Annotated in this window: 17 protein-coding genes; 2 read left to right on the plus strand and 15 right to left on the minus strand. The window is 58.9% G+C overall.

Features of this window, described 5'->3' with window-relative positions; genetic code table 11:
- Positions 1-12 precede the first annotated feature (12 nt).
- The 3 genes from PSH81_RS24060 to PSH81_RS24070 form a co-directional block, all read right to left on the minus strand.
- The gene (locus PSH81_RS24060) at positions 13-768 is read right to left on the minus strand and encodes a S9 family peptidase (protein WP_305391609.1); all 756 of its coding nucleotides are present in this window, start codon (positions 766-768) and stop codon (positions 13-15) included.
- Positions 758-1,867 (minus strand): DUF3182 family protein, encoded by a 1,110-nt coding sequence (locus PSH81_RS24065; protein ID WP_305391610.1) that lies wholly within the window; start codon positions 1,865-1,867, stop codon positions 758-760. Before PSH81_RS24065 ends, PSH81_RS24060 begins: the two co-directional genes overlap by 11 nt.
- A 170-nt stretch (positions 1,868-2,037) precedes the next feature.
- Complete coding sequence (locus tag PSH81_RS24070; protein WP_192299093.1) at positions 2,038-2,997, minus strand: GlxA family transcriptional regulator; 960 nt, start codon at positions 2,995-2,997, stop codon at positions 2,038-2,040.
- A gap of 96 nt (positions 2,998-3,093) precedes the next feature.
- Between PSH81_RS24070 and PSH81_RS24075 the strand changes: the two genes are divergently transcribed.
- On the plus strand, positions 3,094-3,657 hold the full coding sequence (locus PSH81_RS24075; protein ID WP_192299094.1) for a cysteine hydrolase family protein: 564 nt from the start codon (positions 3,094-3,096) through the stop codon (positions 3,655-3,657).
- A 21-nt stretch (positions 3,658-3,678) separates the two neighbouring features.
- On the opposite strand, the gene tam is transcribed toward PSH81_RS24075, so the two are convergent.
- From tam to PSH81_RS24095, 4 genes are all read right to left on the minus strand, one after another.
- Positions 3,679-4,440, minus strand: a complete 762-nt coding sequence (tam, locus tag PSH81_RS24080) for a trans-aconitate 2-methyltransferase (RefSeq protein ID WP_226455845.1) — start codon at positions 4,438-4,440, stop codon at positions 3,679-3,681.
- 81 nt (positions 4,441-4,521) lie between these two features.
- Complete coding sequence (locus PSH81_RS24085; protein ID WP_305391611.1) at positions 4,522-5,355, minus strand: hypothetical protein; 834 nt, start codon at positions 5,353-5,355, stop codon at positions 4,522-4,524.
- A gap of 96 nt (positions 5,356-5,451) precedes the next feature.
- Positions 5,452-5,967 carry a single-stranded DNA-binding protein gene (locus PSH81_RS24090; protein ID WP_003232445.1) on the minus strand — a complete coding sequence of 172 codons (516 nt, stop codon included), beginning with the start codon at positions 5,965-5,967 and terminating at the stop codon, positions 5,452-5,454.
- A gap of 9 nt (positions 5,968-5,976) precedes the next feature.
- The gene (locus PSH81_RS24095; protein ID WP_192299097.1) at positions 5,977-7,371 is read right to left on the minus strand and encodes an MFS transporter; all 1,395 of its coding nucleotides are present in this window, start codon (positions 7,369-7,371) and stop codon (positions 5,977-5,979) included.
- A gap of 178 nt (positions 7,372-7,549) precedes the next feature.
- Between PSH81_RS24095 and uvrA the strand changes: the two genes are divergently transcribed.
- The gene (gene uvrA, locus PSH81_RS24100) at positions 7,550-10,384 is read left to right on the plus strand and encodes an excinuclease ABC subunit UvrA (RefSeq protein ID WP_305391612.1); all 2,835 of its coding nucleotides are present in this window, start codon (positions 7,550-7,552) and stop codon (positions 10,382-10,384) included.
- Positions 10,385-10,451: 67 nt separating this feature from the next.
- Here the strand turns inward: uvrA and bfr are convergent, their stop codons facing one another.
- The 8 genes from bfr to rpmJ form a co-directional block, all read right to left on the minus strand.
- A complete protein-coding gene (gene bfr, locus PSH81_RS24105) occupies positions 10,452-10,916 on the minus strand; it encodes a bacterioferritin (RefSeq protein WP_003176400.1) in 465 nt (154 codons plus the stop codon).
- Positions 10,917-11,071: 155 nt separating this feature from the next.
- Positions 11,072-12,520, minus strand: a complete 1,449-nt coding sequence (locus tag PSH81_RS24110) for a catalase (protein WP_192299099.1) — start codon at positions 12,518-12,520, stop codon at positions 11,072-11,074.
- Positions 12,521-12,758: 238 nt separating this feature from the next.
- A complete protein-coding gene (gene rplQ / locus PSH81_RS24115; RefSeq protein ID WP_003176402.1) occupies positions 12,759-13,145 on the minus strand; it encodes a 50S ribosomal protein L17 in 387 nt (128 codons plus the stop codon).
- Between the two features lie 41 nt (positions 13,146-13,186).
- Positions 13,187-14,188, minus strand: coding sequence for a DNA-directed RNA polymerase subunit alpha (gene rpoA / locus PSH81_RS24120; RefSeq protein WP_003176403.1), 1,002 nt, complete (start codon positions 14,186-14,188; stop codon positions 13,187-13,189).
- A 22-nt stretch (positions 14,189-14,210) separates the two neighbouring features.
- Positions 14,211-14,831 (minus strand): 30S ribosomal protein S4, encoded by a 621-nt coding sequence (gene rpsD, locus PSH81_RS24125; RefSeq protein WP_003210056.1) that lies wholly within the window; start codon positions 14,829-14,831, stop codon positions 14,211-14,213.
- Positions 14,832-14,849: 18 nt separating this feature from the next.
- Positions 14,850-15,239 (minus strand): 30S ribosomal protein S11, encoded by a 390-nt coding sequence (gene rpsK, locus PSH81_RS24130; RefSeq protein ID WP_002555466.1) that lies wholly within the window; start codon positions 15,237-15,239, stop codon positions 14,850-14,852.
- Positions 15,240-15,269: 30 nt separating this feature from the next.
- On the minus strand, positions 15,270-15,626 hold the full coding sequence (gene rpsM / locus PSH81_RS24135; protein ID WP_003194635.1) for a 30S ribosomal protein S13: 357 nt from the start codon (positions 15,624-15,626) through the stop codon (positions 15,270-15,272).
- A gap of 129 nt (positions 15,627-15,755) precedes the next feature.
- Positions 15,756-15,872, minus strand: a complete 117-nt coding sequence (rpmJ, locus tag PSH81_RS24140; protein ID WP_002555468.1) for a 50S ribosomal protein L36 — start codon at positions 15,870-15,872, stop codon at positions 15,756-15,758.
- Between the last annotated feature and the right edge of the window lie 7 nt (positions 15,873-15,879).

Raw genomic sequence — 15,879 nt, forward strand, 5'->3', positions numbered from 1 at the left:
ATGACACCCCGCTTATCGGGACTGGATGATGCTCAAGCGCTCCCCCACCACCATCTCGGTAATCCAGTCCACCAGGATCGAGGTGTAGGCCTGCTGTGACACAGGATCGCTCAACGAATGGTCGGCACCATCGATGATGCGGTGGGTCAACGAGTGAGTCTGCTGGCACGCCGCGCGGTAGCTCATGATGGTGGCGTGGGGCACGTGCTCGTCCGTCTCGGATTCGACGATCAGCACATCGCCGGTAAATTGCGCACAGGCATGCAAGGCTCGATTGGTCTCGGCGTGTACCAGGGTGCTGCGGTAGTCCATCAGGTCGACCTTATCCAGGTCACGCTTGGGTTTGAGCCATTGCTGGTCGCGGTACAGTGCTGGCACCCGCAGCGCCAGCCAGCGTACCGGGCGCAAGGAAGTGAGGATGGCGGCCAGGTAACCGCCGTAGCTGGTGCCCACCACCGCCACCGCCGAGGTGTCGATGGCCGGGTGGGCGAGCAACCGGTCGTAAGCCGCCAGTAGATCGCGCAGGTTGTCTTCACGCGTCACGCGAGACAGCGCAATGCCTGTGTCGGCGTGACCGCGCAGGTCGAAGGTGAGACACACGCAGCCCAGCCCGGCGATGCCCTTGGCGCGCTCGAGGTCACGCTCCTGGCTACCGCCCCAGCCGTGCACGAACAGCACCCCTGGCACCTTGGATTTCGGGCTCAGGAAGGTGCCGCTCATTTGCTCGTCGTCAATGTCGATTGCAATGCTTTCGCTTCTAGCCGTCATAGGATTTGACCGTCACATACTTGAGAAGAAAGTCACTGTTTTGCGCCGGGCCCCGATACACCTCGATCGCATCCGCCGGCAGTGCCCGGTCCACGTAGGTCTCCACCGAAGACACACGAATGGCGCGCAGGCCGGGGTGGTTGATAAAGCTTTGCAGCGCCGCCACTTCGGCACTGCTGGCGCCGCCCATGCGCCAGGATTGTTCGAGCACACCACTGCGGCGCTGGCCGTTGCCGTCCAGGCCCTGGGCAATGTCGTAATTGCGCCGGGACGCATAGAAGCCGGGATAGGCCTCGTCGGCGGCGTTATCGAAAACCCGGGCTTGCTCGATAGCCAGGCGTACATCCCCAGGCAATGGGAGCTTGAGCAAGTCTTCATAGTCGCCCGGCACCACCAGCAGGTCGGAGCCGCCGTAGACACCTTCACCCTGCCCGTCCTGGGTCAGGTATTGCTCGCCGCAGTAGCTGAATACGTGATCGCCGATAAAGCTCTGACCGACACTGTGGGTCATCACGTCCTGCAAATCCTGCTCCAGCACCAGGCCTTCATCAATCAGTGCCGCAGCGCCGGGACGCGCCAGCACTGCCTCGAATTCATCCAGGTTGTGGATAACTTCCTGGCCTCGTCCGGCGCAAGCATGCACGGGCTTCAGGCGGATCGGCCCACACTTGAGCAGGTGCGCGGCGGCGGGCCTGGCGTCCTCCAACGCGAAGACGCTCACGCCATCCAACACGACTTTTCGTACGCGCTCAGCGAAGAGGGATGACCAGCCTTCCGGGGCCTTGGCCTGCGGGTTCAACAGGCCGTGGCTGATCGCCTTGGTGCAGATGAAGTCGTGATCGACATAACCGCCCCACAGGTCTTGCGGGCCTTTGACTTGAAGCGCTCGCGCTTGCGCGGCGCCGACCAGGGTCTGGGTGGGCAGCACGTAGAGTTCCCGGCCGGCATGCTGCTGCGCGTCGTAACTGCCGCCGAACTTGAGGCCTAGAATCTGCGCCAGCCAGCGCGCCAGCGCGTGGTTGGTGTCGACTTCATGCTGCGCAGCCCCCTCTCGGGTGGAGTGGGCGACTACGAGTTTCTTGCGTTGTGTCGGGGTCATGCGTTCCCCTCGGCTGTGCAGCCCTGTGTGTAAGGGAAGGAATGCAGGGATCACGCCAAGGCCCGCAGAGTACAGAAGGCTGTCAAATCAAGCCCTTACGCAAAAAGCGATGGCATAACGCCTGTTTTATTCTGCACGAGGCGGCCGTGATTCGGTGGTGTTCTGCACGATCAGACACCAAACCGACTGCGGTAATCACTGGGGGCCAGGCCGGTGATTTTCTTGAAGGTGGCACGAAAGGCGCTGGGGTCTTGGTAACCCACGGTCCAGGCGATGTGGTCGATGGTGCCGTTGGTGAATTCAAGCATTTGCCGCGCCTTGCCCACACGCAGGTGCTGACAGTATTCGGTGGGTTTCAACCCCGTGGCACTGCGAAAGCGCCGTAGGAAAGTGCGCTCTTCCAGGCCCGCCTCTTGCGCCATGGCCGCGACGCTGACATCCACTGCGCCGCTGGCTTGCAGCCAATGCTGAACCTTGAGGATCGCGCCGTCGCCATGCCCGAGAATCGGCGCGAAGTTGCTGCCGCATTGGCTGGCGCTGTCACTGTGTTCGATCACCAGAAAACGCGCAGTATCCGCTGCAACACTCGGGCCCATCAGCCGGTCGACCAGGCGCAGGCCCAGTTCGGACCAGGCCATCAGCCCGGCGGTGGTGATCAGGTCGCCGTCATCGACGATGGGTTTGTCCGCTTCCAGGCGCACAGCGGGAAAGCGCCTGGCGAAGGACTGGGCGGAGGACCAGTGGGTGGTGGCGCTACGCCCGTCCAACAGACCGCTGCGCGCCAGCATGATCGAACCGATACACACGCCGCCGAGCACCGTACCCATCGCGTGCTGCTGGCGGATCCATTCCAGCAGCGCCGGCGGCGCTTGTTCTTCGGTAAAGTCGCCAATGGCGGGTGGCACCAAGACGGCCATCATCGGTTGATCAGGGCCAGGATGGCTGTCGAATACCCGCGCAGGTGTGCCGGTGACATCCACCTGCCAATGACTGACCCGCAGCAACGGCAACTGCGCAGATTGATGCTCGGCGGCGATCCGGTTGGCCACGCCAAACAGGTCGGTCAAACCGTGCACGGCGGCCAGTTGCGCGCCTTGGTAGATCAACACACCCAATTCAACAACAGCCATTGTCAGTTTTCCCCCTGTTTTTGTCGGTGCAGCCAATCCCGGGTGCACACGCCAGCTAAGATACTGGGCCTATCAACCCATCACGAGGCAATACACATGGCCAAGAGAGCACTCATCCTAATCGATATACAGAACGACTACTTCCCGCAGGGCAAGTGGCCGCTCGACGGCGTGGACGCCGCTGCGGACAAGGCGGCGCAGGTGCTGCAAGCGTTTCGGCAGGCCGGGGATGCGGTGATTCACGTGCGCCATGAGTTCACCTCCGAGGACGCGCCGTTCTTCACACCGGGCTCCGAAGGCGCGCATTTGCATGCAAAGGTGCTGAACCAAGGCAACGAGCCGGTGGTGCTGAAGCATTTCGTCAACGCGTTTCGCGAAACCAACCTGCGTGCATTGCTGGAGCAACGCAGCATCACCGAACTGGTGGTGGTCGGCAGCATGAGCCATATGTGCATCGATGCCGTGGTGCGGGCGGCGGCGGATCTGGGCTACAAGGTCACGCTGATTCACGATGCCTGTGCGACGCGGGACTTGGAGTTCAATGGCCGAGTGATTCCGGCCGCGCAAGTGCACGATGCGTATATGGCATCGTTGGCGTTCGGTTACGCAGGCGTGGTTTCGGCGGACGAATACCTGAAGGCGCAAGCGACGGCGGCATGACCGTCACTTGCTCGGCCGGTGTCAGCGGGAAGCGATGATAAACAGGCGCGGGAATGGCAGCAGGACAGTACCATCGGCCAGGGCTGGGTAAGCTTGGGTAATCCGTGCCTGGTATTGCTGTAGGAACGCAGCCTTTTCGCTATCGGTAAGCGCTGCAAGGAATGGGCGTAATGCCGAGCCCTTGAACCACTCCACCACGGCCGCGTGATTCGCCAACGGGTGTAGGTAGGTGGTGCGCCATATATCGACGGTGCTGCAATGTTGGCTCAGCAGCTCGTAGTAGTAACTCGCGGTGTGGCGTTCGTTGTGTCTGACCGCACCGATCTTGGCGGCCCAGGGTCCATCAGTTGCGACTTCGCGGGCGAGCCGGTGGGCGGGTTCGTCGAGGTTGTCCGGGGTTTGCACGGCCAGGGTGCCGCCGGGTGCCAGTTGACTGACCAGGTGCGGATAGAGTGTGGCGTGGTCCGGCAGCCATTGCAGCGAGGCGTTGGCCAGGATCACGTCGAGTGGTTTCGCCGGGCTCCAGGCGCCAATATCCGCCAGTTCGAAATTCAGCGCCGGCAGGCGTTTACGCGCGTCGGCCAGCATGTCGACGGAGCTGTCCATGCCAGTGACGTGGGCGTCTGGGAAACGCTCGGCCAATACTTCAGTGGAATTGCCGGGGCCGCAGCCCAGGTCGACGGCGCTGTGGATTTCGGTGTTAGGAATGGCCGCGACCAAATCCCGGACTGGGCGGGTACGCTGTTGTTCGAACATCGTGTACTGCTTGGCAGACCAGGTCATGGCGACTCTCCTTCGCTTGGGGTGGGCCACAGCCTAAATCTTGTGAGGCGTGACGACAAACCCGCCGAAACACCACGCCGACTATTTCATGCGCGTCAAAATGCCCAGATAGGGATCGCCAAACAGGGTGAAGTTTTGGCGCAAGATGCCGTCGGACATTGGCGTCAGGCTGGTCGGAATCCGCTGCTTGTGTTTGGGTGAGGGAAACGACGAAGAATTATCCGAGTAGGTGTAACTCTGAAAGTGCAGTTCGTCGCCGACCCAATGCACATCGTTATAGAGGTAATGCCAGGTTCCGTCGCCGGGCATGCTCAGGTAAAAACCGTCGGCGGCGTCTCGCAGGATTTCAACCACAGCGACGTTGTTGGACCCCCATGTCCCAAGGTATCGCTCCATGCCCGGGTGTTCGGGAATGGCCGGCGCGGCGACAAAGTCACTGCTCGCATAGGGGGTATTGCGCGCCTTCTCCGCCTTGAGTTCCGGGTATCGCTCACACACTGAGTCGACGTCGTCGACTTTCTCGAAGTCGTACCTGATTTCCATCCCCCCGGTACGGGAGGTGAGCTGCATGAACTGCGGCGAGAAGGTCAGCACTTTCAGCTCGATGGTTTTGGTCGGCAAGATCATGTTGATCACCTTGCCGTCATCGGCCACGGAATAACGCATCACATCGGTCGGTTCCTGACTGGATGCCACACAGTTGAACGCGTGCAGCAACAGTTGGCCGTCAGGCCTGAATTCGGCCACATTGGTTCTGCCTTCGTTCAACGCCTGCATGGCCCAGATGCCTACGACCAGTTTTTTGTCGCCCGCAAGGGACGCCGAGGCGTTTGGGGCCGCTTGCGGCGTAGTGCAGACGCCAACAAAAATCGCACTGAACAGGAAGACCAGAAGAGTGTTTGGCACGGTGTTCATCCTTGAGGGTGTTTTTCGCAGGCAAACAAAAAGCCCCGAGAGCAGGGCTCAGGGGGCTTTTTGGAAAGACGCTGCACGGCAGGTCCGGGCGGTATCCTAGAACGGGATATCGTCATCAAAGCTGTCGAAATCCGGAGCCGGTTGCGGAGCAGCCTGCTGTGGCGCTGGACGCGACTCACGCTGTGGCTGCTGGCTTGGCTGCGGACGCGACTGCTGTGGGCGCGGTGCCGAGTTGGACATGCCGCCCTGGCCCTGTTGGTCGCCCTGTGGACGGCCGCCCAGCAGTTGCATGGTGCCTTGCATGTCGACCACGATTTCGGTGGTGTAACGCTTGATACCGTCTTTTTCCCACTCGCGGGTTTGCAGTTTGCCTTCGATGTAGACCTGCGAACCTTTGCGCAGGTATTCACCGGCGATCTCTGCCACCTTGCCGAACATCGACACACGGTGCCATTCGGTTTTCTCGACCTTCTGGCCGGTTTGCTTGTCGGTCCACTGTTCGCTGGTCGCCAGACTCAGGTTGGTCACGGCGTTACCGTTAGGCAAGTAGCGAACTTCGGGATCCTGGCCGCATGTACCGACCAATATGACTTTGTTAACCCCACGGGCCATAACGTTCTCCTAGGCTGGGCGCGCTGTCGGCACTGGATTGACCAGTTGCTCGAGCGTCGCGCGATCCAATAATTCGGTGTCCAATTTGATGTAGATGGCGGCTTCTTCGGCGATCACTACCGCATCTGTTACCCCAACAACGGCCTTCAGGCGCTCTACCAGGCCGGCTTCACGAATGGCTTCGGGCGACAACGGCAGGCGCAGGCTTGTGACGTATGGGGGTTCGCGCATGGTAACAGCAAAGGCTAGCCAAAGTGCAGCCAGCCCAGCGCATCCGAGGAACACAACCGACAAACCGCCATGCTGGAACATCCAGCCACCCATGATGCCGCCCAATGCAGAACCAAGGAACTGGCTGGTGGAGTACACCCCCATCGCCGTGCCCTTGCCACCGGCCGGTGAAACTTTACTGATCAGCGAAGGCAACGAAGCCTCCAGCAGGTTGAACGCGGTGAAGAACACCACCGTACCGATGACCAGCGCTCGCAGGCTATCGCCGAACTGCCAGAAGAATAGCTCAGTGAGCATCAGCGTCGCGACGGCGCCGAGCAGCACTTGTTTCATTTTGCGTTTCTTCTCGCCATAGATGATGAACGGGATCATGGCGAAGAACGAAATCAACAGCGCCGTGAGGTAGACCCACCAGTGCTGCTCCTTGGGCAGGCCGGCTTTTTCCACCAGGGCCAGGGGCAAGGCGACGAAGCTGCACATCAGCATCGCGTGTAATACGAAGATACCTAAATCCAGGCGCAGCAGGTCGGGGTGCTTGAGTGTCGGCAACAACGCCTTGCGCGCAACCCCGGACTCACGGTGCTGCAATGTGCCAGTGGAGCGCGGCACCATGAAGGCGACGATCACGATGCCGAACAACGCCATGCCGCCCGTGGCGAGGAACAGCCCGTGCAAGCCGAACGCGCGGGTCAGCAAGGGGCCGACCACCATGGCCACGGCAAACGACAGGCCAATGGTCATGCCGATCATGGCCATGGCCTTGGTGCGATGCTGTTCGCGGGTCAGGTCCGACAGCAGCGCCATGACGGCGGCAGAGATCGCACCGGCGCCCTGTAGGACGCGACCGGCGATCACGCCCCAGATCGAATCGGACTGCGCCGCGAGCACACTGCCGAGGGCGAACACGATCAGCCCCAGGTAAATCACCGGACGACGGCCAACGCGGTCGGAAATGATCCCGAACGGAATCTGGAAAATTGCCTGGGTCAGGCCGTAGGCGCCAATCGCCAGGCCGATGAGGGCGGGGGTCGCGCCTGCGAGATCCATTCCATAGGTCGCGAGTACCGGCAACACCATAAACATGCCAAGCATACGGAAGGCGAACACCAGGGCCAGACCGCTTGCCGCTCGGGTCTCGCCGCTACTCATGCGTTCGCTGTGGGGATCGTGCATGGAAAAACCTCGTGTGAACCGGCGGCGATTCTACCAGTCCCATCGATTGAGAGGGTATATGCGGCGCTTTGCCGCGCAGCTTTCATGTAAGGCTGCAAGCGGCCACTTGACAGTGTATATTCATCCAGTCTTTAGCCGTATACTCCTGCATTATTTACGCCCGCCGTGCGAGGCCATCTTGGACAAGATCCTGATTCGTGGGGCTAGAACCCACAACCTGAAGAACATCGACCTGACCCTGCCCCGGGACAAACTGATCGTCATCACCGGCTTGTCCGGGTCCGGCAAATCGTCCCTGGCGTTCGACACGCTGTATGCCGAAGGCCAGCGGCGCTATGTGGAATCGTTGTCGGCCTATGCCCGGCAGTTCCTGTCGATGATGGAAAAACCCGACGTCGACACGATTGAAGGCCTGTCGCCGGCGATCTCCATCGAACAGAAGTCGACCTCCCATAACCCGCGCTCCACCGTGGGCACCATCACCGAAATCTACGACTACCTGCGTCTTCTCTATGCGCGCGTGGGTATCCCGCGCTGCCCGGACCACGACATTCCCCTGGAAGCCCAGACCGTCAGCCAGATGGTTGACCTGGTACTGGCACAGCCGGAAGGCGCCAAGCTGATGCTGCTGGCGCCGGTGATTCGTGAACGCAAGGGCGAACACCTTTCCGTCTTCGAGGAGCTTCGCGCACAAGGTTTCGTACGCGCGCGGATCAACGGCAAGCTCTATGAGCTGGATGAAGCGCCGAAACTCGACAAGCAGAAGAAGCACTCCATCGATGTCGTGGTGGACCGCTTCAAGGTGCGGGCCGACCTGCAACAGCGCCTGGCGGAATCGTTCGAGACAGCACTGAAGCTGGCAGACGGCATTGCCCTGGTGGCGCCGATGGACGACGAGCCGGGTGAAGAAATCATCTTTTCCGCGCGCTTTGCCTGCCCGATCTGTGGCCACGCCATCAGTGAGCTGGAACCCAAGCTGTTTTCCTTCAACAACCCGGCCGGCGCGTGCCCGACTTGCGATGGCCTCGGTGTGAAGCAGTTCTTCGACATCAAGCGCCTGGTCAACGGCGAGCTGACCCTGGCGGAGGGCGCGATACGCGGCTGGGACCGGCGCAACGTCTACTACTTCCAGATGCTGGGCTCGTTGGCGTCACACTACAAATTCAGCCTCGAAGTGCCGTTCAACCAACTGCCGGCGGATCAGCAGAAGGTCATCCTCCACGGCAGCGGCACGCAGAATGTCGACTTCAAGTACCTGAACGACCGTGGCGACATCGTTAAACGCTCCCACCCGTTCGAAGGCATCGTGCCGAACCTGGAGCGCCGCTACCGCGAAACCGAATCGGCGAGCGTGCGCGAAGAACTGGCGAAGTTCCTAAGCACCCAACCGTGCCCGGATTGCCGGGGCACTCGTTTACGTCGCGAGGCGCGGCATGTGTGGGTAGGCGAGAAGACGTTGCCGGCGGTAACCAACCTGCCTATCGGTGATGCCTGCGAGTACTTTGGCGTGCTTAAACTGACAGGCCGTCGCGGGGAAATTGCCGACAAGATCCTCAAGGAAATTCGCGAGCGACTGCAGTTCCTGGTCAATGTGGGCCTGGACTACCTGTCGCTGGATCGCAGCGCGGATACCTTGTCGGGCGGTGAAGCCCAGCGGATTCGCCTGGCCAGCCAGATTGGTGCCGGTCTTGTCGGGGTGCTGTACATCCTTGATGAGCCGTCCATTGGCTTGCACCAACGGGACAACGATCGCCTGCTCGGCACGCTGAAACACCTGCGGGACATTGGCAACACCGTGATCGTGGTCGAACACGACGAAGATGCGATTCGCCTGGCGGACTACGTCGTCGACATTGGCCCGGGCGCCGGTGTGCATGGTGGGCATATTGTCGCTGAAGGTACGCCTGCCGAAGTCATGGCGCACCCGGACTCACTGACCGGCAAGTACCTGTCTGGTCGCGTCAAGATTGAAGTGCCGGCCAAACGGACACCGCGCAACAAGAAGCTGGCGTTGCACCTCAAGGGTGCGCGCGGGAATAACTTGCGCAATGTCGACCTGGAAATCCCGCTTGGCCTGCTGACCTGCGTGACAGGCGTTTCCGGCTCAGGCAAGTCGACGCTGATCAACAACACCCTGTTCCCGCTGAGCGCTACCGCCTTGAATGGCGCGACCACCCTGGAAGCAGCGGCGCACGACAGCATCAAGGGCCTGGAACACCTGGACAAAGTAGTCGACATCGACCAGAGCCCGATCGGTCGCACGCCACGCTCAAACCCAGCGACCTATACCGGGCTGTTCACGCCGATCCGCGAATTGTTTGCCGGCGTTCCGGAGTCCCGTTCGCGGGGCTACGGGCCAGGCCGGTTCTCGTTCAACGTCAAGGGTGGACGCTGCGAAGCCTGTCAGGGCGATGGCTTGATCAAGGTGGAAATGCACTTCCTTCCGGACATCTACGTGCCGTGTGATGTGTGCAAGAGCAAGCGCTACAACCGCGAAACCCTGGAGATCAAATACAAGGGCAAGAGCATCCATGAAACCCTGGAGATGACCATCGAGGAAGCGCGGGTGTTCTTCGATGCAGTCCCGGCGTTGGCGCGCAAGCTGCAAACACTGATGGATGTGGGCCTGTCGTATATCAAGCTGGGGCAATCGGCGACCACGTTGTCCGGTGGTGAGGCGCAACGGGTCAAGCTGTCGCGCGAGCTGTCCAAGCGCGATACCGGCAAGACCCTCTACATCCTCGATGAACCGACAACCGGCCTGCACTTTGCGGACATCCAGCAACTGCTGGACGTGTTGCACCGCTTGCGCGACCACGGAAACACGGTGGTCGTGATCGAGCACAACCTGGATGTGATCAAAACCGCCGACTGGCTGGTGGACCTTGGGCCGGAAGGCGGCTCCAAAGGTGGCCAGATCATCGCGGTAGGTACGCCGGAGCAGGTATCCGAGATGCCTCAGTCGCACACCGGTTACTACTTGAAACCGTTGTTGGCCCGCGACCGGGCCTGACTTTATCGGGCCCAATGAAAAGCCCCGGTCACCGCTAAGGTGACCGGGGCTTTTTTATAGCCGGGAATCAGAACTGCGATTGCAGGTAATTTTCCAGGCCAATGAGCTTGATCAGGCCCAACTGCTTCTCCAGCCAGTAGGTGTGATCTTCTTCGGTATCGTTCAGCTGCACGCGGAGGATTTCACGAGTGACATAGTCGTTGTGCTGTTCGCAGAGTTCGATGCCTTTGCAGAGTGCAGCACGGACTTTGTATTCCAATCGCAGGTCGGCAGCGAGCATGTCAGGCACTGTCGTACCTACATCCAGGTCATCGGGACGCATACGTGGCGTGCCTTCGAGCATCAGGATACGGCGCATCAGCGCGTCGGCGTGCTGTGCCTCTTCTTCCATTTCGTGGTTGATACGCTCGTAGAGCTCAGTAAAGCCCCAGTCTTCGTACATACGCGAATGGATGAAATATTGGTCACGAGCTGCCAGTTCGCCCGTCAGCAATGTGTTGAGGTAATCGATTACGTCGGGGTGACCTTGCATCGCCCTACATCTCCCTGCTTGAAAGTCTGTAGTTTGAACCATGATGACTTGGAGGTCACGGGATCAACGGCAGAAAAGTGAAGATTTTCGCAGAAAAGTAGCTGAAATAACGCAAAAACCGCCCAAATGAGGGCGGTTCTGCTTATCGTTTAGAGTCAGTTAAGCGATACACCCAACGCCTTTGCGATTGCTTCTCCATAAGCCGGGTCGGCCTTTTGGAAGTGCGCCAGTTGACGCTGAACCACATCACTGGAAACCCCAGCCATTGCGCCGGCGATGTTGTTGACGAGCAAGTCTTTCTGCTCGGCGCTCATCAAGCGAAACAGTGCACCCGCGTGGCTGTAGTAATCCGTGTCTTCGCGGTGATCGTAACGGTCTGCGGCACCGCTCAGGGCCAGCGCGGGCTCTGCGTACTGAGGCGCTTGTTTAGGCGCATCGGCGTAGCTGTTCGGCTCGTAGTTAGGTGTACCACCGCCATTGCTGCCGAACGCCATCGAACCGTCGCGCTGGTAGCTGTTCACCGGGCTACGTGGGGCGTTCACCGGCAGCTGCTGGTGGTTGGTGCCGACACGGTAGCGATGGGCATCTGCGTAGGCGAATACACGGCCCTGCAGCATGCGGTCCGGCGACAGGCCTACACCCGGAACCATATTGCTCGGTCCAAACGCAGCTTGTTCGACTTCAGCGAAGTAGTTCTGCGGATTACGGTTGAGTTCCAGTTCACCCACTTCGATCAGCGGGAATTCCTTCTGCGACCAGGTCTTGGTCACGTCAAAAGGGTTCTCGTAGTGCGCATTGGCCTGGGCCTCCGTCATGATCTGGATGCACACGCGCCATTTCGGGAAGTCACCACGCTCGATCGCACCGAACAGATCGCGCTGCGCGTAATCGGGGTCTGTACCGGCCAGGCGAGCGGCTTCAGCTGGAGCCAGATTCTTGATCCCCTGCTTGGTTTTGTAGTGCCACTTCACCCAGTGACGCTCACCCTTGGCGTTGATCAGGCTGTAGGTGTGGCTACCGAAGCCGTGCATGTGACGATAGCCATCCGGGATACCACGGTCCGAAAACAGGATGGTGACCTGATGCAGCGCTTCTGGAGAATGCGACCAGAAATCCCACATCATCTGCGCGCTTTTCAGATTGCTCTGGGGCAGACGCTTCTGGGTGTGGATGAAGTCAGGAAATTTCAGCGGGTCACGGATGAAGAACACAGGGGTGTTGTTACCCACGATGTCCCAGTTGCCTTCTTCGGTGTAGAACTTCAGAGCAAAGCCACGAGGGTCACGCTCTGTATCCGCCGAGCCACGCTCGCCGCCTACCGTGGAAAACCGCAGGAAGGTGGGGGTTTGCTTACCTACGCTCTCGAACAGCTTGGCGCTGGTGTATTGGGTAATATCTTTGCTTACCGTGAAAGTACCGTAGGCGCCTGAACCCTTGGCGTGCACACGTCGCTCAGGGATGTTTTCACGGTTGAAGTGAGCGAGCTTCTCGATCAGGTGGAAGTCGTCGAGCAGCAACGGACCACGCGGGCCGGCGGAACGGGAATTCTGATTGTCCGCGACGGGAGCGCCGCTGGCGGTGGTAAGAACTTTATTCTGGCTCATGCTCAATTTTCCTCAGGTCGGACTTGGAACTGCCGGCTAATCGGCTTGGATAGAGTATTGGTCATCCATATGACGCCTACAAATTCATTAAATTGTAAGCATCGATAGATAATAACTACCAAACCCCTAAACACCATAGTGCCGAGCACCACCTGTGGAAGCTTGTACCTATCGCGCTATTTCTTACGCGCACAAAAAACCGGGCACTAGGCCCGGTTCTTCGTTACAGACTGACGTCTTACTCGGCGCTTACAGCTTCGCCGGCAGTAGCACGATCAACCAACTCGACGTACGCCATAGGCGCGTTGTCGCCAGCGCGGAAACCGCACTTGAGGATGCGCAGGTAGCCACCCTCACGGGTAGCGTAACGCTTGCCCAGGTCGTTGAAGAGCTTACCAACGATAGCTTTCGAACGGGTACGGTCGAAAGCCAGACGGCGGTTAGCCAGGCTGTCTGTCTTGGCCAAAGTGATCAGCGGCTCAGCAACGCGACGCAGTTCTTTAGCTTTCGGCAGTGTAGTTTTGATCAGCTCGTGCTCGAACAGCGACACCGCCATGTTTTGGAACATGGCCTTGCGGTGCGAGCTGGTACGGCTCAGGTGACGACCACTTTTACGATGACGCATGGTTCATTCCTTACCAAACTCACGTTCGGTGATTACGACGATCAGGCAGTCGCCTTGTCGTCCTTCTTAAGACTTGCAGGCGGCCAGTTGTCGAGGCGCATGCCGAGGGACAGACCGCGGGAGGCCAGAACGTCCTTGATTTCAGTCAAGGATTTCTTGCCCAGGTTCGGAGTCTTCAACAGTTCTACTTCGGTACGCTGAATCAGGTCGCCGATGTAGTAAATGTTTTCCGCCTTAAGGCAGTTAGCCGAACGTACAGTCAGTTCCAGATCGTCAACCGGGCGAAGCAGGATCGGATCGATCTCGTCTTCCTGCTCGATTACCACTGGTTCGCTGTCACCTTTGAGGTCGACGAACGCAGCCAACTGCTGTTGCAGGATGGTTGCAGCGCGGCGGATAGCCTCTTCAGGATCCAGAGTACCGTTGGTTTCCAGATCAATAACCAGCTTGTCCAGGTTAGTACGCTGCTCGACACGGGCGTTTTCCACCACGTATGCGATACGGCGAACCGGGCTGAACGAAGAGTCAAGCTGCAAGCGACCAATGCTGCGGCTTTCGTCTTCATCGCTCTGACGCGAGTCGGCCGGTTCATAACCACGACCACGAGCTACGGTGAGCTTCATGTTCAGGGCGCCGTTAGACGCCAGGTTAGCGATTACGTGATCGGGGTTAACGATCTCGACATCATGATCCAGCTGAATATCGGCAGCGGTAACCACCCCCGAACCCTTCTTCGACAAGGTCAGCGTAACTTCGTCACGGCCGTGCAGCTTGATAGCCAGACCTTTAAGGTTCAACAGGATTTCAATTACGTCTTCCTGTACACCTTCGATGGCGCTGTACTCGTGGAGCACACCGTCAATCTCGGCCTCGACTACTGCACAGCCGGGCATTGAGGACAACAGGATGCGGCGCAGCGCGTTGCCCAGGGTGTGGCCAAAACCACGCTCGAGAGGCTCGAGAGTGATCTTGGCGCGGGTTGGACTGACAACCTGCACATCAATGTGGCGGGGTGTCAGGAACTCATTTACCGAAATCTGCATGGATGCACCTATTTTCTAGCCCTTACTTGGAGTAGAGCTCGACAATCAGGCTTTCGTTGATGTCGGCGGACAGATCACTGCGAGCTGGAACGTTCTTGAAAACGCCCGACTTCTTCTCAGTGTCTACTTCTACCCATTCTACGCGGCCACGTTGGGCACACAGATCGAGAGCTTGGACAATGCGAAGTTGGTTTTTTGCTTTCTCGCGAATCGCGACCACGTCACCAGCACGAACCTGGTAGGACGGGACGTTAACGGTTTGGCCGTTTACGCTGACGGATTTGTGCGATACCAGCTGACGGGATTCGGCACGAGTAGAACCAAAGCCCATACGGTATACAACGTTGTCCAGACGGCATTCGAGCAGTTGCAGCAGGTTTTCACCGGTTGCACCTTTCTTGCCAGCAGCTTCTTTGTAGTAGCCGCTGAACTGACGCTCGAGAACGCCGTAGATACGACGGACCTTCTGCTTTTCACGCAGTTGGGTGCCGTAGTCGGACTGGCGACCGCGGCGTTGGCCGTGGATACCAGGTGCTGCTTCAATGTTGCACTTCGATTCGATCGCGCGCACGCCGCTCTTCAGGAAGAGATCGGTGCCTTCGCGACGAGCGAGTTTGCATTTTGGACCAATGTAACGAGCCATTCTTTACAATCTCCTGGATTACACGCGGCGCTTCTTCGGCGGACGGCACCCGTTGTGCGGGATTGGCGTCACGTCGGTGATGCTGGCGATCTTATAGCCACAGCCGTTCAAAGCACGGACAGCAGACTCACGACCTGGACCTGGACCTTTGACGTTAACGTCGAGGTTTTTCAGGCCATATTCCAGCGCAGCTTGACCAGCACGTTCAGCAGCTACTTGAGCAGCAAACGGGGTGGACTTGCGGGAACCGCGGAAACCCGAACCACCAGAGGTAGCCCAAGAAAGCGCGTTACCTTGACGGTCGGTGATGGTCACGATGGTGTTGTTAAAAGAAGCATGGATGTGGGCGATGCCATCAACCACTGTCTTTTTAACTTTTTTACGAGGACGAGCAGCAGGTTTTGCCATGATAATTTTCCTGTCGATTCGCTGGGGCGATTACTTGCGGATCGGCTTACGCGGACCTTTACGGGTACGCGCGTTAGTCTTGGTACGCTGACCGCGTACTGGAAGACCACGACGATGACGCAGACCGCGATAGCAACCGAGGTCCATCAAACGCTTGATTTTCATGTTGATTTCGCGACGCAGATCACCTTCAGTGGTGAACTTCGCCACTTCGCCACGCAGCTGTTCAATCTGCTCGTCGCTCAGATCCTTGATCTTAGCGGCTGGGTTTACCCCAGCAACTGCGCAAATTTTCTGCGCAGTAGTGCGACCAACACCATAGATGTAGGTCAGCGAGATAACAGTGTGCTTGTTATCTGGAATGTTAACGCCTGCAATACGGGCCATTCAGTGGGACTCCAATTGACAGCTACCTACGCCCCGGAAGCCAAGAAATAGGGCGCGAGATAATATCGCTGTAATAACAAATAATCAACCCGGCAGCGCACTAGCTGCCGGGCTTCAAGCGGATCACACTCAGCCTTGGCGCTGTTTGTGACGCGGTTCCGCGCTGCAAATTACTCGAACAACACCTTCGCGGCGAATAATCTTGCAGTTACGGCACAGCTTTTTCACCGATGCACGAACTTTCATCACCAAC

This window comes from Pseudomonas sp. FP2335, from assembly GCF_030687535.1.
Classification (GTDB): Bacteria; Pseudomonadota; Gammaproteobacteria; order Pseudomonadales; family Pseudomonadaceae; genus Aquipseudomonas.